Source organism: Paenibacillus sp. FSL H8-0280, from assembly GCF_045040665.1.
GTDB lineage: Bacteria > Bacillota > Bacilli > Paenibacillales > Paenibacillaceae > Paenibacillus > Paenibacillus xylanexedens_A.
Window position 1 is genome coordinate 2,125,603 of the sequence record NZ_CP150296.1, and the last position, 25,632, is coordinate 2,151,234.

Below are 25,632 nucleotides of genomic sequence, written 5' to 3' on the forward strand. Positions count from 1 at the left end.
CCAACTATATATATTATGTTTATCAGGCGTTCAATCCTTTAATTTACCTATAGAGTATATTAAGAATGAAAACGATTACTTCGAAGCATAGGGATAGTGTTGAAGTTTGCGGGAATTACAATAAAAAAATCCACCTTATTAACAAGATACTACATTGAATTGGAAGTGTTGAAGACGTAATATGAGAAGAAATGTAAGCGCATTCTTTTTTTTAAAAAACGTATCTCTATTTCCTTGAGCGAGGTGGTCTGGTTTTAAAGGTGAGAGATATGGGTTGTATGCTTCTGAAAATTAATCGAAGGGAAGAATGCTATGCGAAAGCGGATTTCAATCATAACGTTAGCTTTACTTTTGACCTTCAGTAACTGTTTGAGTCTTGTTCTGTCATTTAACAATCAAGCTTCAGCGGACCCCGTAACACCAACGATGTTGGCACATTATCCATTGCTTGAGGATGTGCAGGATACATCCGGTAATGGCAAACATGGAACGGCTATAGGCAACATTACGTATGCTGATGGTCTTACTTTACCTGGAGGGACCGATAGTAGTACGAACTACGTTCAGCTTCCTACGGGTTTGTTTGATAATCAAGAAAATACAACGATATCTGTATGGATCAAGAATAACACGGGGAGTGGGAACTACTCCGCATTATTCTACGGTACGCCAGCAGCTGGCAATAACTTGCCAACAAATTACTGGATGTTGAATCCATCGAATCCAAGTGGTGATTTTAAGTCAGTATTTACGAATAGCAATAATGTTGACCAGCCTTGGACGACTGAGGTAGGAGTATCAGGCACTTCTACGTCACAGTACAAAGGTCAATGGGTTCACTATACAACGGTTATTACAGAAAGCTCTATTACAGGTTACATTAACGGCGTAAGCATAGGCACGATCGCCAAAGAGAAAACAACAGCAAGTTTTGGTACGGATTTGCATGCTTACATCGGTCGCTCCAATTATTTAGGGGATGCTACTTTTGCGGGCAGCTTTCAAGATTTAAGAATTTACGGAGAGGCACTAAATAATGAAGATATCGCTGTAGTATATGAACAATCGTTTAATGAAAAGCAAATACAACAAGGCAAAATAGAGCTAACGTTAGGTGATATATCGGCAGTTACAGAATCTCTTGAACTGCCTACTCAAGATAAGAATGGCGCAATGATCTCATGGACTTCTAGTGATGAGAGTGCGATTAGTCCAACCGGGGAAGTGTTCTTACGAGAAATGGAGCAACAAGTGACGTTAACTGCAACCATTTCTTTAGGTGGAAGCCAGGCAAAGAAGGAGTTTATTGTTACTTTACTACCTAAGGATGACTCTATTGAGCAAATTGCCGTTAAGAGTGTCTTGCTTAATGAACCTACATTTATTTTATCAGTGGGGGACAGCGAGATATTAGTAGCTACTATTTCACCTTCAAATGCAACAAATAAAAGAGTTATCTGGACATCTAGTGACTCCAGTGTAGCGATTGTCAATTCAACGGGTAAAGTTACAGCTGTTAGTGAAGGTACAGCCACAATTACGGTACAGACTGAAGATGGAGAGTTTACAGCTACATCAGCCGTTACCGTTAAGGGAAAATCGCTAAAAGATGATCTTATTCTTCATTACAACATGAAGACGACTGAAGAAGTAGACGGTCAACTCGTACTGAAGGATGTTGCCAACAAGGCAGTTACATTTGACGGAATATTTAAAAATCCAAACAATGGACAATTCATTTCAAATAGTGAAGTTGGCTTTATTTCCTTTAATGGTGGAAGCTCTACATCGGACAGTGGATATGTTGAGATTCCCAAGGGCTCCAATGGACTGGATCTATTACAAGGTCTGAATGAAATCACCGTATCTTCCATCGTGAACTGGACGAATGATGGTACGAATCGCTGGATTTTTGGTTTGGGTACGGTGTTAACGCCGGAAACGAACAAATATTTTTTTGTAACACCACGTCACGGTAGTGGATCAGGTAATATGATCGCTACAGGTATCTCCAAAAATGGCTGGCCAAACGAAGCATTAGTTACAGGTGGCGCAAACTCAAACCTGATCGGTGGACAGTGGAAGCATGTAACGGTGTCCTTCTCTGAAGCTAGCAACAGGATCACATTATTCGTTGATGGAGTTAAGGTTGCTTCAGGTAATACGAAGGGACTAAAGCTGTCAGACATTATTAATCCGGATGCTACGTTCTCTGGCTTTATCGGTAAGTCCATCTTCTCAAACGATCCATACCTTCAAGGTAGCGTGGCTGATTTCCAAGTATATGATCGTGCGTTGACGGAGCAAGAAGTAGTCGAGTTATATCAACAAGAGGGAGCAACTCACATCTCAAAAATACGTCAGCTCACTGTTGATGATGCAGCGAATCAACTTGACATCAGTCGTTACTTAGGTGAAGGCGATAAAAGCACCGATAAGATAACGAGAAACGTTACATTACCGACAAGCGGTAAAAATGGCGTGAATATTACGTGGAGTTCTAGTCACCCTACGGTCATTTCTAACAGTGGCACTGTACAACGTCCGGCTGTTCAAGCAGGTGATGTTCAAGCAGAGCTTACGGCTACTTTAACGTATCAAGGCGTATCTACAACTGCTGTATTCCCTGTTACGATCTTGAAGCAATTCGATGATCAGCAGAAGGTTGATCTGGATGCTGAACAATTAGAGATCTACAACGCGGACAATGTTAAAGGGAACTTACGTCTTGTCACTGTAGGTGAACAAGGCTCCACCATTACATGGACATCCAGCAGGCCGGCGGTTGTTAAAGGAACGGCTGAAGCGGCTGGTAACGCTACACAATTAGGCTGGGTAAGCCGTCAAGCTACGGATATACCCGTTACGCTAATCGCTACTATTACAAATGGTGCAGCTTCTAAAGAGCTTACGTTTAACGTTACGATTAAACAAGCAATTGCGCCAGTACAGCATGATGCTTACTTTTTTGCGTACTTTACAGGTGAATATGAGGGCGGTGAAGAGATATCCTTCGCTACAGCTGAAGATCCATTGTTCTGGAAAGGGTTGAATAACGGTAAGTCGATCCTTCAATCCGATATGGGTGAAAAAGGACTTCGTGATCCATTCGTTATTCGGTCACCAGAAGGTGATAAATTCTATATGCTGGCAACCGATTTGAAAATGGGCGAAAGTACAAATTTTGACCAAGCTCAAATTACGGGTAGTCATTACATGATGATTTGGGAGTCGGAGGATCTCGTTCATTGGAGCGAGCAGCGTATGATCGAGGTTGCTCCTAAGACTGGAGGAAATACGTGGGCACCAGAAGCGATCTATGATTCAGTAACTGGAGAGTATATCGTATTTTGGGCATCATCGATGAAAAACACAGAGACATATGGTGATTATAACGGAAGACCGGAAGGTCAGTACAATGTGATGTACTACGCAACAACAAGAGACTTCTATAACTTCTCTGAGCCAAAGGTCATGATTGATGAGTCACTTCCGACAATTGATACAACGTTTATTGATCATAATGATATGTTGTACCGATTCACCAAATCAGAAGTGAATACCAAAGTGTATGTGGAGAAAGCACCAAACTTCTACTATGACAAGGATGGTATTGCTGCAAATGGCCTTCAATACAACGCTGTTCCGGGTACACGTGATAATAAACTTGGCTTGATCGGAAAAAATGGAAATAATGAAGGGCAAACGATTTTTAAAGATATTCATAAAGACAAATGGTATCTGTTCCTTGATTCATGGCCATATCATGTCCGGTATACAACAGATCTGGATAGTAGCACGCAATATATGAACAATGTATTAAGTAGTGATCAATATGCACTTCCGCCAGGACCACGACACGGAACGGTAATTCCAATCTCACGTGCAGAGTATGATGCTTTGCAAGAAAAGTATGCATGGAAAGGTCCAGCACCATCAACGGACCCGGTTGTACATTACTCATTTGATGCAAATACAGTGAATGGTACAACCGTGAATGACATTTCTGGCAATGGTCATCACGCAACACTAGTAGGTGGAGCAACGATTAATGAAGAGGATCGTATCGGTAAAACGGGTGGTGCACTAGAGCTTAATGGTTCAACAGGATATGTGAAGCTGCCAGATAACTTGATTCAATCCTTGAATCTTGAGAAGGCTACGTTCTCAACATGGGTTCAAATGGACAGAAATCAAGCCAATCAGAGAATATTTGATTTTGCTTCCGACACAGGCAGACAGGTTAACCGCAACACCATGTACTTGAGCACACAAGGTGATACAGGTAGTCTAGAGTTTGCTGTCGTAACACCTTTTACAGAGAAATTTAGCAATGACAGCACGAAACTCGGATCAGAATATAAATATGCGGTGAGAAATGCTGGACTATTACCTACGAAGACTTGGCAGCATGTTGCCATTACAATGGATGAATTTGATGCAGTATTGTATGTGAATGGTCAAGAGGTTAAACGTAGCTCGACATTTAACGTTGAGCCGAGAATGTTACTGGAAACAACGATGAATTATATTGGTAAATCGAGAAATAGCTCTCATAGTTTATTTGATGGTAAATTTGATGATTTCCGTATTTATAATCGTGCATTATCCGTTGAAGAGATTGCAACATTAGCTGATGAAGACGTTACTCCTCCAGTAGAGCAGCCATCCGGGGCAGAGCTCATTCTTCACTACGATATGAATGATATCGATGGTGCGACGGTTATTGACCAAACAGGAAACTTCAACGGAAAATGGATGAATCCGTCTAAAGCAGAATGGATTCGTACACAAGATGCTGGTGTGCTGAGCTTTACTGGGGGCGGGGCGGACTCTTATGTAGAGCTACCACAAGGAGTACTTGATGGATTAACGGATATGACCGTTTCATCCATTGTGAACTGGAGCGGTAAAAACGCTGCGGAGTGGATGTATGCATTAGGAAGACCAGACAATAACACGCACTATACGTACTTCACACCACGTTATAATGCTAACGGTCTAGCTCGTCTTGGTATCGCGACAAATGCTTGGAATAATGAGTCTTCAACTTCTACCACAGGCTTAAAGAATAATGAATGGAAAGTAGTTACGACTGTTGTTTCAGGCACGGATGGTACACTAACGCTTTATATTGATGGTGTTGCTGTTGCATCAGGCTCAACGAATGGAATGACACTAGAACAAATAAAAAATACTTTAGGTAGTAGTGGGTACATCGGTAAGTCATTCTATACAGCTGATCCATACTTCGGCGGTATGATTGCAGACTTCCAAATCTATGATGGTGCTATGACTGCGGCAGATATTACATCACTTAAGGCTCATGCAGATCAGAAGATTGCTTTGATGGAGGGCATGCTTGTATCAGCTGCGACAGAGAAATTAACGATTAATGATCTTCTTGCTTCTAATACATCAAAAGATGCGATTATAAGCAATGTCACATTGCCAACATCGGGTGCTTATGGCACAACAATAAGCTGGACTTCAGATAAGGGGAATGTCATCTCAACTACAGGTGCCGTAACCAGACCAGCTAACGCAAAAGGTGATCAAGTTGTAACGTTAACAGCAGTATTTACAGATGGTACAGAGACAGTTAACAAAACTTTTCAGTTGACGGTTAAGGCATTGCCAAACGATGTCACTTCTGTAGATGAAGCAAAAGCAACACTAGTCGTTCATAACATTAATGATGTAAGAGGTCACATAGCACTACCAGCATCTGGACTATACGGAACAACAATTACTTGGGCTTCTGCTCAACCAAACGTCGTTTCAGTTACTGGAGAAGTAAAACGTCCGGCACACGGTAGTGGAAATGTGGACGTGAAGCTTACAGCTACGATTAAATTAAATTCAGCATCCACTACGAAGGAATTCATTGCAAAGGTGAAGGAACTGCCTGCTGATGAAAATTATGCGGGATACTTTTTCACATATTTCACTGGAGAAGGTACTGCAACAGGCGAGCAAGTTTACTTTGCGCTAAGTAACGGCAATGATCCGTTGAACTGGCGAGAATTGAATGATGGTAAACCTGTATTGACCTCTACCTTAGGGGAGAAGGGTGTACGTGATCCGTTCATTATTCGTTCGCCTGAAGGTGATAAGTTCTACATGATCGCTACCGATCTGAAAATTAACGGCAATGGTAACTGGGGTAGAGCACAGACATGGGGCAGTCGTTCCATTATGATTTGGGAATCGAATGATCTAGTCAACTGGACAGATCAACGCATGGTAGAGGTTGCACCGGAAGAAGCGGGTAATACATGGGCACCAGAAATTATGTACGACAAGACAACGGGTGAATATATCGTATTTTGGGCATCAAGAATGTTTGATGACGCATCCCATACAGGCGATGCTTATCAAAAAATGATGTATAGCAAGACAAGAGATTTCTATACGTTTACTGAACCGCAAGTATATTTGGATTATGGATATTCCATCATTGACACAACGATGATTGAGCATGAAGGAAAAGTGTATCGCTTTACGAAGGATGAGCAAAACAACGGAGTTTCTGCTCCATTTGGCAAGATGATCTTCCAAGAGGTGGGTGACTCGATCTTAGATCCCACCTTCAAGAAGATTAATCAAGGCGTTGGTAACATCAAATGGGTCGAGGGTCCAACGATCTTCAAATCGAATACCGAGGAAAAATGGTATTTATTCGTAGATGAGTTTGGTGGAAGAGGTTATGTTCCATTCGAGACAACAAATCTTGCATCAGGTTTCTGGACATTATCTTCTAACTACAACTTACCGGCTAGTCCGCGTCACGGAACGGTAATTCCAATTACACAAAGTGAGTATGATGCACTCAATGGGAAGAACGTACCGGTTAGCGGAATTAGCTTGGACAAAACGACGTTGTCCATCGTAGAAGGTCAATCAGGGCAATTGACAGCTACGGTTGCACCAGCTAATGCAACGAAAAAAGCAGTAACATGGAGCTCTAGCGATACAGCTGTAGCGACTGTAAGTGCGACAGGTCAAGTAACAGCGGTGGCACCAGGAACAGCAAGGATTACAGTAACTACAGTGGATGGTGGTTTATCATCTAGCGCTACGGTAACGGTAACACCATTGGTTGATGGAACACCACAAGCACCAGGCAGTGGTAATGGAAATGGTAGCGGTGACGGTAACATCCCTGCACCTACAGCACCACCAGCTACAGGTGGAAGTGAGCCAGTGGTCATGGACAACGGCCAAATAAACATTAAACCAGTTGTAAATGAGAGCGGTACTTCTGAAGTGAAGTTAAGTGCGGATACAATGAAGCGTGCGCTTGATCAAACGACAGGCGGTAAGCTACAGGTACGAGTTGAAGGTGATCAAAGCTGGAACGGGCTAACGATTGAGCTAGCCGTAGATGCGCGCTTAACAAGTGGATCTTCTACGGTAGATCGCATCGAGATCAACACAGGCTCTGCAGTTGTAACCGTGGCAACCGAATTGCTTGGAACAGGAACAAGTGCAGGGAAAACGTTAGGATTGTCGATTAAGAAAACCGCAGCTAATCAACTGCCAGCTGGCGCACAAGCTCAGCTGAACGGTGAGGTCGTATACGATATTGAGCTAACGATTGATGGTAAGAAACTTACAGAGTTTGATGGCAGAGATGATCTCGTGATTGAATTGCCATACACACTAAAGGCTAACGAAAATCCAAACAACGTCGTCGTATACGATGTGAAAGACAACGGAGTGCTAAGAGTCGTGACGAATGGTAAATACAATGCAGCGACAGGGAAAGTAGAGTTCAAGCCAACATATCTGAGCAAGTATACGGTAGCGTATGTTGCAACGAGCTTTAAGGATGTGACCCAAGACTGGGCGAAAGATGCAATCTCAGCATTGGGAGCAAGAGGCATTGTGAAGGGTGTAGGCGACGGCGAGTTTAATCCGAATGGTCAAGTGACAAGAGCAGAATTCATCACCATGCTGATGAAGTTGTTTGAGCTATCGGATGAGAGCGCAACGACAAGTTTTAGTGATGTGAAGCAAGGAGAATGGTACCATGGAAATATCGCAACCGCGCAGAAGCTGGGGATTGTGAACGGGAAACCAAATGGACGATTCGGAGTTCATGAGAACATTACGCGAGAAGAAATGGCGGTTATGGTATACAAGGCTGTCCAAATGAAGCAACTAGCGTTAACAAGTGGTGAAGCTACAGCCTTCAAGGATGAAGCAAGCATCGCAAACTACGCGAAGCAAGCGGTAGAGGCAATACAGGGAGCAGGCATAATAAACGGTGTAGGTAACAATGAGTTTGCACCGAAGAAGAATGCTAGCCGTGCAGAAGCAGCAGTGATGATCTATAATGTGTTGGGTTTGATGTAGACACGTTAAGTATAAGGCAGTTGCTATTGATTCACTCAGATAATAAAGTTGGGCGGAAGAACTTGTTCCGTCCACTTTATTATCTGTTTAATCAGTGAGCAGGAAAAGCCGTTAGATCCTGGCTTAAAGAAGTAGCTGTTCACTTTACCTTAATACGGGCTCAATTCTGCCCCTAAGATTATCGGTATAGGCCAGATTTCCATCCGTCGTAATTACGGCAGCTTCGATATCCTTCATATTATTTACTTTATGAATAATGGAGACAGCGTCGCACCCAAACAATTCTGTAGTATATATATCGCAGTCGAGCGATCGATCCGCAATAATCGTTAACGAAGCAATATTACTTTCGATAGGATAGCCAGTTTTACTGCTGAATATATGATGGTAATGACTCCCTTCCTTCTCTAAAACTCTCTCGTATATTCCTGATGTAACAACGGATTGCTCCCGTATACTAACGAGTGCTGCTGCATTTCCTCTAGGTAAAAAGGGATTTTGGATTCCAACTTTCCAGTGACTGGACCCGGAAGGTGAATCTCCATAAACAAGAACATTACCTCCCATATCGACCATAGCGGACGTAGCTCCATTTTTCTTGAAAAATGCCATAACTTGATCAGCAAAATAACCTTTAGCAATCGCTCCAAGGTCGATTTCCATGCCTTTTTTAAATAAATGAACCGTTTGCAGCTCATCGTCAAACTGTATATGCTCCGGATTCAAGAGCTCCAGCACCGCTTTAATCTCGGTATCCTCCGGCACATGTGCCTCGCCGAAACCAATTCTCCACAATTTGATCAAAGGCCCTATCGCAATATTTAAAAATGAATCTTTATTCAGGCTGTGTTCTTTGCCTATCTTAATAAGATCATACAGTTCCTTGTCTACTCTAAGCGGATGTGATGCGGCTTCTTTTTTTAACATGGCAAGCTGCGAGTGCTCACTGTTGGCACTAAACACTTGTTCATAACGGATGAGCATATTCACGGCTTCATCGGCAAGCTCTTCAGCATCTGTTTCCTCGATATAGAGGGATATGTTCGTTCCCATGAGCGGTATCGTTCTCGTAAAAGGTTTCATGATAGCCTCCTATATTGCACATTGTTGTCCGTGATTGAGAAAAGTATGGATGAGGTCATGATCCACGCTATTCAGCTTTTTTTCTCCATGATGGGCTATAAAATAATCCAGACTCATCTTCTCTATAGGGATTGGATAGATGTTGTATTCCGAAGGGCACTCCTTGATATGGATACTTTCAGGCACAAAGGTCAGACCTAAATTATGCTTTGCCAGCTTCAGTACCGTGTAAATTTCTTTGCTCTCCATAACGATATTAGGCTGTACCTTGTAGACACTGAGCAATTGATCAATCTGTTTTCGGATTGCCGAACCCTTGGACGTTAGAATAAGCTTTTGATTCAAAATGGTGCTGATCTCAATCGTGCCCTCCGGGATGACTGCAACATTCTCTTGATATAATTCGCAGCAACGCGGAATAATGGCCTGGTAACTGTGCCTGCCCCAGTTAAACGAGTTCAAGTTAGGGGAGATACAGCTTGAATTTTGCCCGATCCAGAAGTCCAGCTCATTATTTTGGAGACGTTTCTCATTTTTTTCAGGTAAATCCTCGACAAGATTAATTTTATAAGCAGGATGAAGCTCGAGAAAATCTGGTAAAAAAAGGGGCGTTAAGTACACACCGAGGCTCGGAAGAATGCCGATCCGTATCACCTTATTGCCAATATCCGATACATATGAGATTTCCCTAATAAGCTTGGCGTAGCTGTTTTCGAGTGAAGTTAAGTATTGATAATATATTTTCCCCTGCTCGGTTAATCGATAGGGAAGCTTGTGGCGAGTGATTAGCTCACAGCCCAACTCACTTTCGATTTTCTTGACAACCTTTGTGAGGTAGGGCTGAGATATGTAAAGGGATTGGGCAGCCCTGCTATAGTTACTGTATTTCAATAGGCTGTCAATGTAACACAAGATATCTTGAGATTCTAACTTAGACATGACCCTCACCCTTTGTGAAAAAAGTAACAAACTTTGAATTTGAGGTGATTATAACAAATTAGTTATCAAACTGCAATGAATAACTATTAGATCATTTGAGCTTTGAATGTTAGAGTTATGCCGAAAGAACGAGTCTGACATTTACGAACATCATCTCGAATGACAGAAGGGGGATTACGATGAATTATTTAGCTATCGTGGGCACGAATTCGGATGTATCTACAAACCGGACGCTACTTCAATTTATGCAAAAGCATTTTGCTAGTGAAGCCCAGATTGACTTGTTTGAAATTAAGGATTTGCCTGCTTTTATTGAAAAAGATGAATTAGAGGATGCTGAAGTTGATATTCCTGTGAAGGTACAAGACTTATTAGATCAAATCTCTAAAGCGAAAGGTGTCATTATCGCTACTCCTGAGTATGATCATGCAATCCCTGCCGTGTTGAAAAGCGCGCTGGAATGGATCAGTTATACCACTCAAACCTTGAAAGACAAGCCTGTTCTGATTGTGGGTGCTTCACATGGTGCACTTGGTTCTTCCAGGGCACAAGCGCATCTTAGACAAATCCTGGACTCACCTGAGCTTGGTGCGAGAATGATGCCTAGCAGCGAGTTTCTTTTAGGAAAATCCCAGATTGCATTTGATAACAGTGGCAATCTTATTGACGCTGACAAAGTAGCGGAGCTTGACGAAATCTTCAATGAGTTTGTTTTGTTTACGGAGATCACTACGGAACTGCTATCAAAACGAACGTTGAAGAAAAAAACGAAAAAATTTTCCTGGCAAGAGTAGGGGGCTAATCATAATGAAAATCATAGCGATCGTTGGCACAAATGCAAAGAAATCGTATAATCGCAAGCTGCTTCAATTCATACAAAAGCATTTTGAATCCAGAGCAGCCATTGAAATCCTGGATATTACAGATGTTCCGATGTTTAATCAGTCCGATAACCAAACAAACAGTGCAATTATACAATCGTTTAATGAAAAAATTATGGCAAGTGATGGTGTCATTATTGCGACTCCAGAATATAACCATTCCATCCCTTCATCCCTTAAAAGCCTGCTCGAATGGTTGAGCTTTGAAATCCATCCGCTGGCTGGCAAACCCGTGATGATCATTGGTGCGTCACAGGGAACACAAGGTTCCTCGCGTGCACAGCTACATCTTCGTCAAATCCTGGATGCACCGGGTGTCGAAGCAAACGTGATGCCAGGGTATGAGTTTTTGCTTGGAAGTGCACATAAAGCATTTGACGAATCAGGTAACCTGAACAATGAAGGAACGATTGATTTCCTGGAAACATGTTTCCTGCGGTTCCTTCGGTTTGCCAAAATTTCAAATCAGCTCAACGAAGAAGAGGAGTTTACCTATAGACCCGGTGTGTATGAGATCAATGCCATAGGTCACAGTGGCAATCTGCCGATGAAGGTATCCTTTAGTGAAAATAGAATTGAAAGCATCGATATCGATTCGAAGGGTGAAACGGAAGGCATCGCCGATGTTGTTTTTATAAGAATTCCAAATAAAATCATTGAGGGACAGACGCTGAATGTAGATGCTCTCTCTGGTGCTTCTGAAACCAGTAATGCTGTCATCAATGGTGTAGCCAAAGCGGTTAAGCTTGCCGGAGTGAACCCGGATATTCTAAAAAGACGTCCAAAACCTGCCAGCAGCCAGATGAAAGATGACGAAGAATATATTTGTGATGTGGTCGTTGTAGGTGGAGGTGGCGCAGGACTCAGTGCTGCTGCTACAGCTTTACAACAAGGAGCAAGTGCGATTGTGCTTGAGAAATATCCTGCTGTTGGGGGAAATACGATCCGCTCAGGTGGTCCTGTCAATGCTGCAGATCCTGTATGGCAACAACAGTTCACTGAGAATCCAGGGGAAAGACAGACGATTGAGAATTTATTAAATACCGATGAGAGCTTGATCCATCCAGAATATGTAGCTGATTTCCATGCACTCAAAGAAGAGTTTACTGCGTATCAGGATAAGTTCGGCACAGAAAAGGCTTATTTATTCGACTCCCCACTTCTTCACAGAATGCAAACGTATTTTGGGGGCAAACGTACAGACCTGAATGGGAGCATGATCTATGGACAATACGATCTGGTCAAAGTACTTACAGACCGTGCCTTGGAAAGTGTAACGTGGCTTGAGGATATCGGGGTTGAGTATGATAAAAGTATCGTATTTGCTCCAGTGGGTGCCCTTTGGCGTCGTGGCCATAAACCTGTCAAAAGTTATGGCTCTGCATTTATCATTGCACTTAGCAAATATGTAGAAGAACATGCAGGAAAAATTATTACAGATAGCCCGGTCAAACAATTGATCATCGAAGATGGAAAAATAACAGGTGTTATCGCAACCGGAGTTAACGGACAGAAAATTACCATTCATGCAAAAGCGGTTGTTCTTGCCAGTGGTGGTTTTGGGGCAAATACACAGATGCTCAAGGAATATAACACGTACTGGAGCCATATTGACGATGATATCAAAACAACAAATTCCTATGCAATGACGGGTGATGGAATATCGCTTGGTAAGAGTGCAGGAGCGGCGCTGACAGGCATGGGCTTCACTCAAATGATGCCGGTTGCCGATCCGGAAACTGGCGAACTCTTCAGTGGACTGCAAGTACCGCCTGAAAACTTTGTCATTGTTAACAAAAAGGGAGAACGATTTGTTAATGAATTCTCGGGACGAGATGTCTTAACAAAAGCGGCTATCGAGCAGGGAAGTTTATTTTACCTGATTGCGGATGACGAGATCAAGAAAACCGCAGCGAACACAAGCCAGGAAAAGATAGACCGTCAAGTCGAAGCAGGTACCTTGTTCAGAGCCGATACCATAGAAGAACTGGCAGTGAAAATCAATATGGAACCTGAAGTTCTTAGAAATACGATTGATAAGTATAACTCATATGTGGATGCGGGCTTTGATCCGGAGTTCCATAAGGATACGTTTAGCTTAAAAGTCGAGAAGTCTCCATTCTATGCCACACCTAGAAAACCGGCGGTTCACCATACCATGGGCGGAATTAAGATCGACACCCAAACCCGCGTATTGGATGAAAACGGTCAGCCGATTGCACATCTGTATGCGGCTGGAGAAGTTGCAGGAGGTATACATGCAGGCAACCGTTTAGGGGGTAATGCCTTGACGGATATCTTTACTTTTGGGCGAATCGCTGGTAAGACTGCTGTTGATGAGATGAATGATTAGAATGTAAAATAAGAAATATAGATCACTCTAGGTTTCCCATATGTAAAGAACCCGCTAAACACAAGGATTTCCGAGTGTACAGCGGGTTTTTTCAATGTGGAAATGGTTTGGTTTTGTGGTCGTGGTCACACGAATGTTCTCAGACCCCAAACCAAGCCCGGTGAAGGGCATATACACCTTCTGTAATATCCTCAATACTCAATCCACCAAAACCAATCTGAACCATGGATTGCTCCGCTTGAGCTGGTTGCGCCCAAAAGGGGGATACCGGGTAGACCTGGACACCTTCCTTCTCAGCAGTAGCAATCAGCTTGTGTTCATCCATTCCATTATGTACACGCAACAAAATATTAAGTCCTGCATCCTCACCAATGATGGTAACTTGAGCACCCATCATCTTCTGAATCATTGAAATAAGTGTGAATTGCTTCTGTCGATATACCTTTCTCATCTTGCGAATGTGGGCTTCCCAATGTCCATTACTCATAAACAGCTCTAGGGTGTTCTGCTGAAAATGAGAGACCGTTTGATCATATAATCGGTAGTCTTGTTTACGGTGTAGCTCTAACATGGTCTGTGGTAAAACCATATACGCAATTCGTAATGAAGGAAGAAGGCACTTTGAAAATGTTCCCAGGTAAACGGTTCGCTGTTGAGTATCCAGGCTTTGCAGGGAAGGTATCGGTTTGCCGACATATCTGAACTCACTATCATAATCGTCCTCAATAATGATCCCATTCTGTTCTGTTGCCCATTTCAGTAATTGCATTCTCTTGGCGAGCGGCATGACCATTCCATAGGGGAACTGATGTGACGGTGTAATGTAGACGATGCGGGAATTGCTTTCGTATAACTTATGGATATGAAGTCCATCTGCTTCCAGCGGAATCGGGTGAACGTCCAAACCTTTATGTTGAAAAACCGTCCGAACACCGTCATATCCAGGGTCTTCCATCGCGATACCATGACTAACATCACCTAGTAATCCGGATAACACACCGAGCAGGTATTGAACACCAGCTCCAATTATAATTTGATCAGGTGAACAATTTACTCCCCTAGAGCTGTGCAGGTAATTTGCAATTTCAGATCGAAGTCCCGGTTCTCCAAGAGGATCGCCATAAGAGAACAACTTCATTTGATTCTGGAGCAAGCTCTGATTGGATAACTTGCGCCAAGTGGCAAATGGAAAATGCTCAGCATCTACGTCACCATAACGAAAATTGTATCGAATCTCTGGGCTATCCTGAATACTGTTTTCCAACCAATTCTTACTCACTACATGGGACAAGGGCAATGCTTCCAGCTTCAAATCCATTATGTATAAGCCACTTCTAGGTCTGCTCTGGACATAACCTTCGGCTAATAACTGTTGATACGCCATATCCACTGTATTACGGCTAATGTGGAGGTGGCTGGATAGTGAGCGAATAGAGGGAAGTCGAGAATCGGCTGGTAACTTTCCGTTCAAAATATCTTTTTTAATATAGTTATAAAGCTGAGCGTATAACGGATCTCCAGACTCTCTGTTCAACAATAATGTCAAATCAATCATGTTAATCCTCCTCGTTGCCAAAACTGACCCTGTTATTTTGTTGAGAGTTGTCACTACTTATGGGGTCAATCGATGGTTACAATTATATCAGTTCCGGTCGAATTGAAAAGATATCAGTACACTGGATTACCATTGTTTTAGGAGGAGAAGGAATGAACAAACCTATAGATGTTATGGAACGAATAGAAAATCCGTCAATACAAACGGTAGAAAACTTCAATCAACACCCTGGTTTCCGCCGTATGTTTGCCCCAGACCAATTGACAATAGGGCTGTTTTTACCACTAAAATTTTATAAAGGTCACATGGATGTTCTAAAAGGTCAAGCTGACCTCGTGGAAAACATTGATCAACGAAATTTTGCAGCCGTGTGGGTGCGAGATGTCCCTTTATTTGATCCCGGCTTTGGAGATGCTGGACAAGTATTTGACCCATTTGTCTATCTAGCCTATCTTGCTGCAAGAACCAAAAACGTCTCCCTAGTAACAGGAAGCGCGATCTTCACGCTTCGCCATCCGATTGATTTAGCCAAGGCAGCTGCATCCATTGATGTACTTTCGGGCGGACGACTTGTGTTAGGGATTGCTTCTGGCGACCGACCTGCGGAGTTTCCGGCTTATGGGATAGATGGGGAGCATCGTGATGTGCGATTCCGGGAGACGGTGGAGTTTTTCCGTGAGCTTATTCAGGATAGAACTGGTGCAATTGAATCTTCTCTTGGTCAATTAAAAGGGCTTGAATTGCTCCCAAAACCAGCAGCTGGTGGTATTCCGCTCGTTGTGACAGGCTCAAGCAGGCAGTCTTTAGATTGGATTGCGAAGAACAGTGACGGCTGGCTCACGTATCCCGAAGCAACGGCAAACGAATCCGGTCCTCAGATGCTTGGCCATAAGATTAGTGCCTGGCGTGAAAAAATACCTAATGGCATGTTTAAGCCGCATATGACCAACGAATGGATTGATCTGGTGGAAGATGTCAATTATCCTCGAACACCGCTTCGTGGCGGGTACATATTACGTACAGGTCGGGCAGGTTTGATTCAGCTTTTGGAGGAATGGCGATCAGTCGGCGTTAATCATGCTGCACTAGGCATTCATTTTTCGAGTCGGCCTCCTGCTGAGGTGATTCAGGAGTTGGCAGAGGAAGTATTGCCGCTCTTTCCCACGCATGTGGGTCCGAAGCCGTTGTTTACAGGGTGGTAGAGCATAAAATTATTGCCTGATGACACAGATGGCTTTTCTCCGCATTTCTGTTAACGATCAGAAGAGTATCGATCCGCTGACAGCGATAAGGTCAGGGGTTCGATCCCCTAGGTACCATAACGAAAAAGACGTCATTACGAAATATATTATGGCGTTTTTTTTCGTTATGGATTGTTCAGGTAGCGAATGCGTAGCTTAGTCCGCGTGCGTGCATGAAGCTGTAAATCGAACTCGATACAGCAGATCAGGGATGATGCCAAAGGTATGACATGCTCTTTATGTAAACGCTTTAATTAAATATAGACAAGGGATGCCGACGGTGATAATATTGTTTCTATAAGAAACTATATTGTTCTTATGAAATATAATTATAAGGACTTCATTCTTAAGTACACGAATAACGCCATGTACTAAAGAATTTTAATTGTTTGGTGCTTGAGCGTAACGAGAGGGATGGGAAATATTATGAGTATAATTGAAACAACAATCGAATCCTTTGACGGTACTCGGCTATATTCTAGTAAGAATTTAGTTAGTGATGCGAAGGCAGCCGTGGTCATTGTTCACGGACTAGCTGAGCATGCAGGGCGCTACGATTATTTGACAGAGAAGCTGAATCAGCGCGGGTTTAGCGTGTATCGCTTCGATCATCGGGGTCATGCCAGATCCGAGGGACAGCGTACATTTTATAAAGAATTTGATCATCTTATTGAAGATGTTCATGTCATTGTTGAGGCGGCATTGCAAGAGAGCGGCGATCTTCCGCTGTTTGTTATCGGGCATAGTATGGGCGGTTTTGCAACCTCGTCCTTTGGAACGAAATATCCAGGCAAGGTCAAAGGCATCGTGTTATCCGGAGCGCTCACTCGGTACAATACAAAAGTTGCCGGAGAACTGCCGATGGATCTTCCTGCAGGCACCTATTTTCCAAATGAGCTGGGCAGCGGCGTGTGTAGTGATCCCGCAGTTGTATCCGCTTACGCGAATGACCCGCTGGTTGAAAAGCAGATCTCTGTAGATTTATTTAATAGTCTGGGAAATGGCATAATGTGGCTCAAGGAGAACGCCAAGCAGTTTACAGATCCCGTACTTGTTCTGCATGGAGCAAATGATGGACTGGTCAGCGAAAAGGATTCCCGTGACTTTTACGGCGATATCGCTTCAACGGATAAAACACTCAAAATTTATGCTCATCTGATGCATGAGATCTTTAATGAACCGACTCGTGATGATGTTATTGAAGAAGCAATTACATGGATTGAAAAACGGATCTGATTTCAGTAGAGTAAGAGAGAGAATCTGAATATGAAAGGGATTACGCATGAAATTAGATTGGATGGGCAACCATCGGGAACTGATTGAGAAAATTATCAAATACGGTAATGCGTACTCAAACACTTACAAGTTGCAGCGAAGCTATGGTACAGACATGATGTTCTCGGCTTCACAGATTCAGACGCTGGAATACATTCTGGAAGCCGAGGACAAGGAAGAGAAGATGTCGGAGATGGCCGCACGCCTGGGCGTAAGCCGCAGTACATTTTCCAAGAACGTGAAGAATCTGACGGAAAAAGGTCTGCTCGAAAAATTTCATTTAAGCGGTAACCGCAAAGACATTTACGTCAAACCTTCGGAGAAAGGTCGCGAGGTATATGTGAAGTATACCGAATTTGTAAGGGAACTTTGCTTTGATGAGATTTTCAAGTATGCAGATCAGATTTCAGAAGCAGATAAGCAGAACTTTGTTCGCATCATGGATCTGTTTGCCGACGTGCTCGTCTGGTATGGTGAAAAAGAACAGGAAGCGCGCAAGTTAATCAGAATTGATTCCGATTCGGGAAGCGACTAGTGTCGAGATAAAAGGGATTTTCCTCAAGGCTGTTCTGTGGCCTGAGAGGAAAATCCCTTTTTGCTTCCTCTGAGACACGAACCTTGAAATTAAGGGCACCAGCCCATTCCCTCCGCGAATGTCCGTCATACAGTATAAAGTGCTTGATGTAGCAGAGGCTGTAGGACAATTATTCAGCAGGGAGTGGGATGTGTGAAATCATCAACAAAGCTTACCGGACGGGTTATTTACAAAGGTGATCCAGGATATGAAGCGGCGCGTAAGAACTGGGACCCGCATACGGACAGATTTCCCAAAGTTTTTGTTTTTGCCCAACGGACGAAGGATGTATCCAACGCTATCCGATGGGCTCGTGAGAATAATGTTCCGATTCGTCCGCGGAGTGGCAGACACGCGCTGGAAGTGAATCTTTCCCAAGTGAATGGCGGTATCGTGATTGATGTGAGTGATCTGAATTCCATCAAACTTGATAAAAAAAATGGAACGGTTGTTGTTGGAACAGGAAACCGAGTGGGAAGAATTGCGAATACCCTTGCCAAGCAAGGGTTCATAGCTCCTTTTGGTGACAGCCCTACTGTAGGGATCGGTGGAATTACGTTAGGTGGGGGAATTGGGCCTCTCCAGCGTACGATCGGTCTTATCAGTGATAACCTGCTTGAGGTAGAGATGGTGGACGCCAAAGGAAAAGTGATTCGGGCCAATAAAAATCGTAATTCGGATCTCTTTTGGGCCTCGCGGGGAGGAGGCGGTGGTAACTTCGGAGTATACACCCGCTACAAATTCAAAGTGCGCCGTGCTCCAGCGAAGGCTACTGTATTTAAAATCACCTGGCCATGGTCTCAATTCGAAGAGGTACTTAAAGTATGGCAGAGGTGGGCTCCCTCAGTTGATACGAGACTGGGCAGCGAGTTGTCCATCGGACCGAAAAAGGGTGGCAACGTCCTTATGGAAGGGCTGTTCTTAGGCTCTAAAACAGAAGCTCTCCGTTTATTACAGCCAATTACGAGTGTTGGCAAACCGACGAGCTCCGTTGTTCGTTTGTTACCTTACACGGAAGTTGTAAAGTTCTTATTGCTTCCTGATCCGATCGAAACTCAAAGGTACAGTAACCAGTTCTCGTCCGGTTTTGGACGAAAACCATTCCCCGACAAAGCCATCAAATCGATGCGATCATTTTTGGAGAACTTGGAAGAGGGGCCAGGCGGATTCTATTTCCTCAACTGGGGGGGAGCAGTAAGTCGCAAATCACCTAGATCAACCGCCTTCTTCTGGCGTAAAGAGAAGTTTTATGTGGAATGGACCAGTACGTGGCTCAAACCATCCCATGCCGCCAAAAATATCGCACTCGCTCGTAATACTCGCAAGAAATTGCAACCATACATTGTGGGTTCCTATATCAACGTTCCAGACCAAGGGATCAAAAATTCCGGTCCAGTGTACTATGGAGCCAACTATGCCAGACTGCGGAGAGTCAAAGCCAAGTATGACCCGAAAAATGTGTTTAACAATCCGCAAAGTATCACTCCGGCTCGGATAGTGTAGTCCATGTTCACTTGTTCAATGCCTCTTCAATGAGTGAAGAAAACACGCCTTAATTGGCGTGTTTTTTTGTTGAAGTGAACTTATTTTCAAAAGGAAACTAAAAAGCCGCCCTCGGTCATATGACCAAGAGCGGCTTCTTCACATGTTAAATACGCATGGCAGTTAATGAGCTATTAAGCTTTAACTTGTTCTCCAGCAAATACTTCAACGTTCATTGGAGCGGCCATGAATGCTGCTGCTTGTTGTACAAAAGCTTGGAAATGCGCGCTTGTGTTGTGGGATGCTGTAGCAGCTTCATCTTTCCACAGTTCGATCATCGTGTATTGTTGTTCGCGTTCTGTGCTTTTTGCCAGGTCATAGCTGATGTTACCTTCTTCTTGACGTGTAGCAGCAATCAGTTCTTTCGCAGCTGCGAGGAATGTTTGCTCTTGATCCGGTTTAACTTGCAGATGAGCGTGAATGATAATCATAATGTATAACCTCCATATTGTGTTTGTTTGGAATGTGTTAAAAATATATGCTTATTAACCAGTATAATTGTGACTTACAGGGAAACCGTCCCTGATATTATGCCCAAGTTGTGATTGTTTCTACTGGCAGACGGTAGGAAGGATGACCTTCTTTGGCCGATTTACCGATCGAGATCAACATAACTGGTTGATAACGCTCTTTGTCCATGCCGAACGCTTCTGCGATTTGATCTTTCTCATAACCACCAATTGGGTTGGTGTCATAACCATGAGCACGTGCAGCAAGCATCAATTGCATGGAAGCAAGGCCAGCATCGATCAGGTTAACGTCGCGAAGATCGGAAGCAGCCATTTTTTCGTAATAAGGCATTACGGTTTTGAGCTGCATATCCTTAATGTCTTGTGGCATGTAACCAAGTTCTACAGCTTTACCAAAAATCTCGTCCATGTATTCAACGTTGTTCATGTCAATGAATACGCCAATAACTGCGGAGGAAGTCAACACTTGATTTTGATTAAATCTTGCAAGTGGAGCAAGTTTTTCTTTACCTTCAGCTGTATCTACAACCAGAAAACGCCAAGGCTGCAAATTGATCGAAGACGGTGCACGGGAAGCTTCTGACAGAATTTCTGTCATTTCTTCACGGCTGATTTTTACTTCAGGATCGTAAAGCTTAACAGAACGGCGACCGTAGGTAATTTCGTTAAAATCATTGGTTTTTTGGAATTTGCTTTGAATTGTACTCATGAATGGATCTCTCCTCTATATATGGGTTTAGAAATTGTTCTGCATACGTTCCAGGAAATCGGCGAGTGACTGAACTTCGTCTTCACTGAAATCCTGTAAAATCTGGTTGATAAAATTGGTCTTCTCTGCTTTGTAACCTTCAATCTGCTTCCGACCGTGGTCCGTCAGACGAACAAAAGTTACCCGATTATCATCGGGATTCTTACGTCTTGTAACCATCAGGTCCGCCTCAAGCTGTTTCAAGTGGCGTGTAATTGCAGCACTATCAATGTTAATGATTTTCTGCAGCATGGATTGGTTAATCTCATCTACCTGATCCAGCTCATGCAGAATTTCAAAGCGAGAGGAACTGATACCTGTACAGCGTTCGAACTTGGGACTGATTTTGTTACCCAACACGTTCAACAGATTGATGATTTGTTCTTCTTTGGAAACAATACGTGTCATGACTAGACCTCCCGGGTGAATCTGAATCATGAACAACGGCGTATGTTAACCAATGATTAATGTTGCAGTATACAATGCCATTGCCTAATGATTATTTGGATGCTCTCGATCATTGATGTATCAATATTTGATGCGTCAATCATTGATGGCTCAATTAATATATCATGCCTTTTATGATTTTGCAACAGGTTAGAAAATGTTGCTGATGCTGGCGTTATTATCCCGCTACGTATACATTGCAGTCCGTATATGTTGTCCAAATGGATAAGTTAATATTGATTGTGCATGTTATTGAGAATTGTTATCAATTAATTTATAATAAAATGAAATGTACATAATGAGCGAAAATTACAGGCTCTTCATAAAGAGCAGCAAGAAGGTATGTCGATGTAATATGGCGGGAGGGAAAGTGCAGCGGATATGAATTTGAATGATCACATCAGGTTGTGGAATCATGTTTTTGTCAAAATACTGGATGTACGCCAAAACGCTTTGCATCCTGGGGAGAAGTTGAAGAATTATCAACTACCAGCAAGTACCTATCTATATATCACCGACGGAAGTGCACGGATACGAATGGATCAACACAGATACATCGTGGAGGGATTCCACATCATTCATGGAGGCAAGCAGGCGTATTTAAACATGGAGACGGATTCGGGCGTGGCGTATTATATGATTTTGTACAAAGCCATTCTAGCCTTGCCCTGTGGGATGGAAATTCAGTATCTGATGGACCATGAACGTCCGTTTCAGGACCAATATGCATTTGTACCAACCCGTCCGCTACACATGTATCAGTGTATGGAGGAATTGAAGCAGGAGTGGGAGCAGTCTACTAAGCTTGCAAAGTTACATGCCAAAACCTTATTTCATCAATGGGTATATCTTTTATTGACAGACTTACACGAACAATCCATTCAGCCACATAAACCGGATACGGTCACACAGGCTATTGAATATATGAATACTCATCTCCATGAGCCCATAGCTCTTGACGTAATGGCAGAAGCAATGGAATGCAGTGTGGGGCACTTGTCGAGGCTGTTCAAACAAAAGTTAAACATCAGTCCCATCCAGTATCTTGGACAGATTCGAATGGAGAGGGCCGCACATCTTCTGGTGCATACCAGTGCTACGCTGCAACAGATTGCAGAACAGATCGGCTATCCGGATGCGCATTCGCTGAGTCGTACTTTCAAAAAGATCAAAGGACTCTCTCCAATTCGCTACAAAAAAGGAGTAAGCCAACGGTTAAACAAGTCGAAACACCTATTGGTATTGAACAACAAGCAAGATTTGCCCAGTGTAATGCAAGAAAATGCCCTTCATTCGTTACATTCCCATCTATATAATGATATTGATTATCAATATCAAAAGAATGTTGGAGGGGAATTAATAATGCAAGGAAAATTCAAAATGACAGCACTAAGCATGATGTTGTGTTTCACGTTATTGCTCACGGCCTGTTCCAGTTCAGCACCGTCTGCAAGTGGTACGCAAACTGAGACCAATACGGCTACTACACAATCGGGTAACCAGGCAACGGAGGCAGGGAAATCGACTGCACAGCCGGAGACGCGGACCGTCTCTACAATGAGGGGAGATGTGGTAATCCCGGCCAATCCGCAGCGTGTTGCTTCAGATCAATATATGGGGTACCTGCTGAAACTGGGCATTGTACCGGTTGGTGTAAGAACATTTATGCTGAACGAAGGATGGATTGAAAAGTCTGGCATTGCTGCTGATGTTATAGCGGGTATTGAGGATTTGGGAGGAGAGTTCCCAATGAATCTGGAGAAGTTAGTGTCACTTGAGCCGGATCTCATCATCGGTTCCATTGATAAAAATATTGAGGATTACGAAAAAATTGCAACGACCGTCTTTTTACCTTATTGGGAAGGCGATAAAACTTCTGGTCCACTGGAAAAGCTGCGCCGGATTGCTGGTGTTTTTGGAAAAGAGAAGGAAGCAGAGCAATGGATCACGACATATGAAGAGAATATCGAAGAGACTAAGAAGCAGATTGATGGTGTAATTAAAGAAGGCGAGACCGTATCCATCATACAAATAGGGTACAAAGCGTTGTATGTACTTGGTGCAGAAGGCGGGAACTATGGTAGTTCCACGATCTATGAGATGCTGAAACTGCCTCCAACTCAGCAAGCACTCGAAATGAAGGATGGATTCGAGACGATCTCCCTTGAAGTACTGCCTGAGTATATGGGAGATCATATCTTCTTATATGGTTCGGGTAGTGAGGACGCCAAAGAGATCCTGAACAGCGAGGTTTGGAAACGTCTGCCTGCTGTGCAGAAAGGACAAGTCTACGCCTATGGTTCCTTGGATGGTACAGAGGATGAGTTCGTCATGGAAGATCCCTATTCACTGGAGTTGCAGTTGGATAGTATAAAGAATTTACTATTGGGAGCTGAAAAATAGAGTGTAATCAGTTCACATAGAATCGGATCAGAACAGGGAGGGAACGTGAGCATGGAGGAAAATGATTGGATCAAACAACTGGAGCGACTACATTTCTCTGCTGTCCACGTCTGCCATTACTCTAGCAATCCGGGGGCTGTTCATCATCGGATCTGGAAAAGGTTCGCCATTTGCAGGGTCATCGCTGGCAAGGGATCTTTGTCTATGGATAACATTGTACATACGATATCTCAAGACGAGTGGTTTTTGTTGAAGCCAGGAATGCATGTGGAGTTTCAGACGGATATGGAAGCACCTGTCCGATATCAGATCATTTTATTTTCCTGTGTTATACTTACCCGGCGTAAGAATGCTTGGGATACCGAGGCATTGAATCTCCCTGTGACGGGCAAACTTAATGTTCCTTCCAATACACGTGATATTCAGGAGATGATGGATACCCTGATGAGTGGAAAACACTCGTTTACGAGTCTGGAAAAGACGCGTATGAAACATCTTTTGCATCAGTTGTTGATTCAGTTAATGATGCACGTGAAAGAAGCAACTCCCCCTGTAGCGGGGATGGATTTGGCACTTGATTATATGACGCATCAGTATATGGAAGACATTCGGATTGATCAGATGGCCCGCATGGCAGGGCTTAGTGTGAATCATTTTATAAGAACATTCAAACGGCAATTAAATATGACCCCGATTGAATATATACTGAAACTACGTATGGCAAAGGCCAAGCAGCTGTTATTTTCTTCAGATAAAATCAAGGAAATTGCGGAGCAAGTGGGTTATAAGGACGAGCACTATTTCAGCAGAGTTTTCAAGAAAAACGAAGGTATCGCCCCAACGTTGTATATGAAAAATAAAGTAAATCGCATTGCCACCTTGTATTACGGGTTGGACGATTATGTGATAACGCTCGGTTTGAGGCCAGTATCCGCTTTGTCCTATGGTCAGAGGGTGGCTCGTCATGTTGCCATACCTGCGCTTCAGGCACACAGTCATCAGGGACTTATCCTAGATAGCTTCAATCAGAACTATGATGATTTGAGGCGAGTCCAACCGGATCTCATCATTACAAGTGATCGTTTGGAGCGAAATGACTCCCTGAATCGTATCGCGCCTACCACCATGCTGGAGCACACCAACCATTTTGGCGAGAGGCTTCTGTATATGGCGGACATTATGGGTCGCACCGAACAGGCTGTACAGTGGATAGAACAACATGCTGAACTGAGCTGGGTTCTTCGAGGACGCATTCAATCGAGGTGGGGGAAACAGAGTGCCATGTTCATCCGGGTGACTTCTCATTTCTACCGAATGTATGGATTGAACAACCAGACAGGGGCCCTATTGTATGATGATCTGGGATTTTATTTGCCTCATGATTTTCCGGAACAACAGTGGGCTGTAGAGAGCAAAGTTTGCGATTTGCAGTTATACGACGCGGATCATGTGTTTGTAATGGTCGACCCGACAGAAGAGGCACGTGCTCAACTGGGGCAATTGCAGCAATCCAGTGCATGGTTGGCATTAAAGGCTGTTCAAGAAGGCCATGTATATAATGCAGGAGATATTTTCTTCAAAACGCTGGGTCCCACCGGACGCATGTGGGCCATGCGATATGTGGCAGAGCAACTTGGGGTTACCTTACGGTGATATTGTGCAAGAGAAGAGAGTGGAATAATCCATGGTAAGCCTGTATGCTTTTCCCTACTATAGTGATAATGATTATTATTATTAAATAGTAGAGGGGATTTACTACA

Annotated in this window: 15 protein-coding genes; 9 read left to right on the top strand and 6 right to left on the bottom strand. The window is 43.3% G+C overall.

Going from position 1 to position 25,632, the window contains the following annotated elements:
- Positions 1–312: 312 nt before the first annotated feature.
- Positions 313–8,361, top strand: coding sequence for an immunoglobulin-like domain-containing protein (locus MHI12_RS09625; RefSeq protein WP_405172242.1), 8,049 nt, complete (start codon positions 313–315; stop codon positions 8,359–8,361).
- A 144-nt stretch (positions 8,362–8,505) separates the two neighbouring features.
- Here the strand turns inward: MHI12_RS09625 and MHI12_RS09630 are convergent, their stop codons facing one another.
- Together MHI12_RS09630 and MHI12_RS09635 are read right to left on the bottom strand one after the other, a co-directional pair.
- On the bottom strand, positions 8,506–9,444 hold the full coding sequence (locus MHI12_RS09630) for an FAD:protein FMN transferase (protein WP_405172243.1): 939 nt from the start codon (positions 9,442–9,444) through the stop codon (positions 8,506–8,508).
- Between the two features lie 9 nt (positions 9,445–9,453).
- Entirely contained in the window at positions 9,454–10,383 is a 930-nt protein-coding gene (locus tag MHI12_RS09635; protein ID WP_405172244.1) for a LysR substrate-binding domain-containing protein, read from the bottom strand.
- Between the two features lie 179 nt (positions 10,384–10,562).
- Between MHI12_RS09635 and MHI12_RS09640 the strand changes: the two genes are divergently transcribed.
- Entirely contained in the window at positions 10,563–11,177 is a 615-nt protein-coding gene (locus MHI12_RS09640) for an NADPH-dependent FMN reductase (protein ID WP_405172245.1), read from the top strand.
- A 13-nt stretch (positions 11,178–11,190) separates the two neighbouring features.
- Positions 11,191–13,617, top strand: coding sequence for a flavocytochrome c (locus MHI12_RS09645; RefSeq protein ID WP_405172246.1), 2,427 nt, complete (start codon positions 11,191–11,193; stop codon positions 13,615–13,617).
- Between the two features lie 139 nt (positions 13,618–13,756).
- Here the strand turns inward: MHI12_RS09645 and MHI12_RS09650 are convergent, their stop codons facing one another.
- Complete coding sequence (locus tag MHI12_RS09650) at positions 13,757–15,172, bottom strand: PLP-dependent aminotransferase family protein (RefSeq protein WP_405172247.1); 1,416 nt, start codon at positions 15,170–15,172, stop codon at positions 13,757–13,759.
- A gap of 152 nt (positions 15,173–15,324) precedes the next feature.
- Here MHI12_RS09650 and MHI12_RS09655 point away from each other — a divergent pair, with 152 nt between their 5' ends.
- From MHI12_RS09655 to MHI12_RS09670, 4 genes are all read left to right on the top strand, one after another.
- The gene (locus MHI12_RS09655) at positions 15,325–16,374 is read left to right on the top strand and encodes an LLM class oxidoreductase (protein WP_405172248.1); all 1,050 of its coding nucleotides are present in this window, start codon (positions 15,325–15,327) and stop codon (positions 16,372–16,374) included.
- 465 nt (positions 16,375–16,839) lie between these two features.
- Positions 16,840–17,649: an alpha/beta hydrolase gene (locus MHI12_RS09660; protein WP_405172249.1), complete on the top strand. Its 810-nt coding sequence runs from the start codon at positions 16,840–16,842 to the stop codon at positions 17,647–17,649.
- 46 nt (positions 17,650–17,695) lie between these two features.
- Positions 17,696–18,223 (top strand): MarR family winged helix-turn-helix transcriptional regulator, encoded by a 528-nt coding sequence (locus MHI12_RS09665; protein ID WP_405172250.1) that lies wholly within the window; start codon positions 17,696–17,698, stop codon positions 18,221–18,223.
- A 192-nt stretch (positions 18,224–18,415) separates the two neighbouring features.
- Positions 18,416–19,765 (top strand): FAD-binding oxidoreductase, encoded by a 1,350-nt coding sequence (locus MHI12_RS09670; protein ID WP_341006741.1) that lies wholly within the window; start codon positions 18,416–18,418, stop codon positions 19,763–19,765.
- 173 nt (positions 19,766–19,938) lie between these two features.
- Here MHI12_RS09670 and MHI12_RS09675 read toward each other — a convergent pair whose 3' ends face one another.
- The 3 genes from MHI12_RS09675 to MHI12_RS09685 all read right to left on the bottom strand — a co-directional run bounded on the left by MHI12_RS09675 (position 19,939) and on the right by MHI12_RS09685 (position 21,430).
- Positions 19,939–20,235: a putative quinol monooxygenase gene (locus MHI12_RS09675; protein WP_074094400.1), complete on the bottom strand. Its 297-nt coding sequence runs from the start codon at positions 20,233–20,235 to the stop codon at positions 19,939–19,941.
- A 97-nt stretch (positions 20,236–20,332) separates the two neighbouring features.
- Positions 20,333–20,983: a nitroreductase family protein gene (locus tag MHI12_RS09680; RefSeq protein WP_341006743.1), complete on the bottom strand. Its 651-nt coding sequence runs from the start codon at positions 20,981–20,983 to the stop codon at positions 20,333–20,335.
- Between the two features lie 27 nt (positions 20,984–21,010).
- Positions 21,011–21,430: a MarR family winged helix-turn-helix transcriptional regulator gene (locus MHI12_RS09685; RefSeq protein ID WP_074094402.1), complete on the bottom strand. Its 420-nt coding sequence runs from the start codon at positions 21,428–21,430 to the stop codon at positions 21,011–21,013.
- A 420-nt stretch (positions 21,431–21,850) separates the two neighbouring features.
- Between MHI12_RS09685 and MHI12_RS09690 the strand changes: the two genes are divergently transcribed.
- Both MHI12_RS09690 and MHI12_RS09695 read left to right on the top strand, forming a co-directional pair.
- A complete protein-coding gene (locus tag MHI12_RS09690) occupies positions 21,851–23,872 on the top strand; it encodes a helix-turn-helix domain-containing protein (protein WP_405172251.1) in 2,022 nt (673 codons plus the stop codon).
- 51 nt (positions 23,873–23,923) lie between these two features.
- Positions 23,924–25,525 carry a helix-turn-helix domain-containing protein gene (locus tag MHI12_RS09695; protein WP_405172252.1) on the top strand — a complete coding sequence of 534 codons (1,602 nt, stop codon included), beginning with the start codon at positions 23,924–23,926 and terminating at the stop codon, positions 25,523–25,525.
- The last annotated feature ends 107 nt before the right edge of the window (positions 25,526–25,632 follow it).

Bases quoted from the DNA above. Each gene is read 5' to 3' on its own strand.
- MHI12_RS09625 (WP_405172242.1), top strand. From the start codon at position 313: ATGCGAAAGCGGATTTCAATCATAACGTTAGCTTTACTTTTGACCTTC.
- MHI12_RS09630 (WP_405172243.1), bottom strand. From the start codon at position 9,444: ATGAAACCTTTTACGAGAACGATACCGCTCATGGGAACGAACATATCC.
- MHI12_RS09635 (WP_405172244.1), bottom strand. From the start codon at position 10,383: ATGTCTAAGTTAGAATCTCAAGATATCTTGTGTTACATTGACAGCCTA.
- MHI12_RS09640 (WP_405172245.1), top strand. From the start codon at position 10,563: ATGAATTATTTAGCTATCGTGGGCACGAATTCGGATGTATCTACAAAC.
- MHI12_RS09645 (WP_405172246.1), top strand. From the start codon at position 11,191: ATGAAAATCATAGCGATCGTTGGCACAAATGCAAAGAAATCGTATAAT.
- MHI12_RS09650 (WP_405172247.1), bottom strand. From the start codon at position 15,172: ATGATTGATTTGACATTATTGTTGAACAGAGAGTCTGGAGATCCGTTA.
- MHI12_RS09655 (WP_405172248.1), top strand. From the start codon at position 15,325: ATGAACAAACCTATAGATGTTATGGAACGAATAGAAAATCCGTCAATA.
- MHI12_RS09660 (WP_405172249.1), top strand. From the start codon at position 16,840: ATGAGTATAATTGAAACAACAATCGAATCCTTTGACGGTACTCGGCTA.
- MHI12_RS09665 (WP_405172250.1), top strand. From the start codon at position 17,696: ATGAAATTAGATTGGATGGGCAACCATCGGGAACTGATTGAGAAAATT.
- MHI12_RS09675 (WP_074094400.1), bottom strand. From the start codon at position 20,235: ATGATTATCATTCACGCTCATCTGCAAGTTAAACCGGATCAAGAGCAA.
- MHI12_RS09680 (WP_341006743.1), bottom strand. From the start codon at position 20,983: ATGAGTACAATTCAAAGCAAATTCCAAAAAACCAATGATTTTAACGAA.
- MHI12_RS09685 (WP_074094402.1), bottom strand. From the start codon at position 21,430: ATGACACGTATTGTTTCCAAAGAAGAACAAATCATCAATCTGTTGAAC.
- MHI12_RS09690 (WP_405172251.1), top strand. From the start codon at position 21,851: ATGAATTTGAATGATCACATCAGGTTGTGGAATCATGTTTTTGTCAAA.
- MHI12_RS09695 (WP_405172252.1), top strand. From the start codon at position 23,924: ATGGAGGAAAATGATTGGATCAAACAACTGGAGCGACTACATTTCTCT.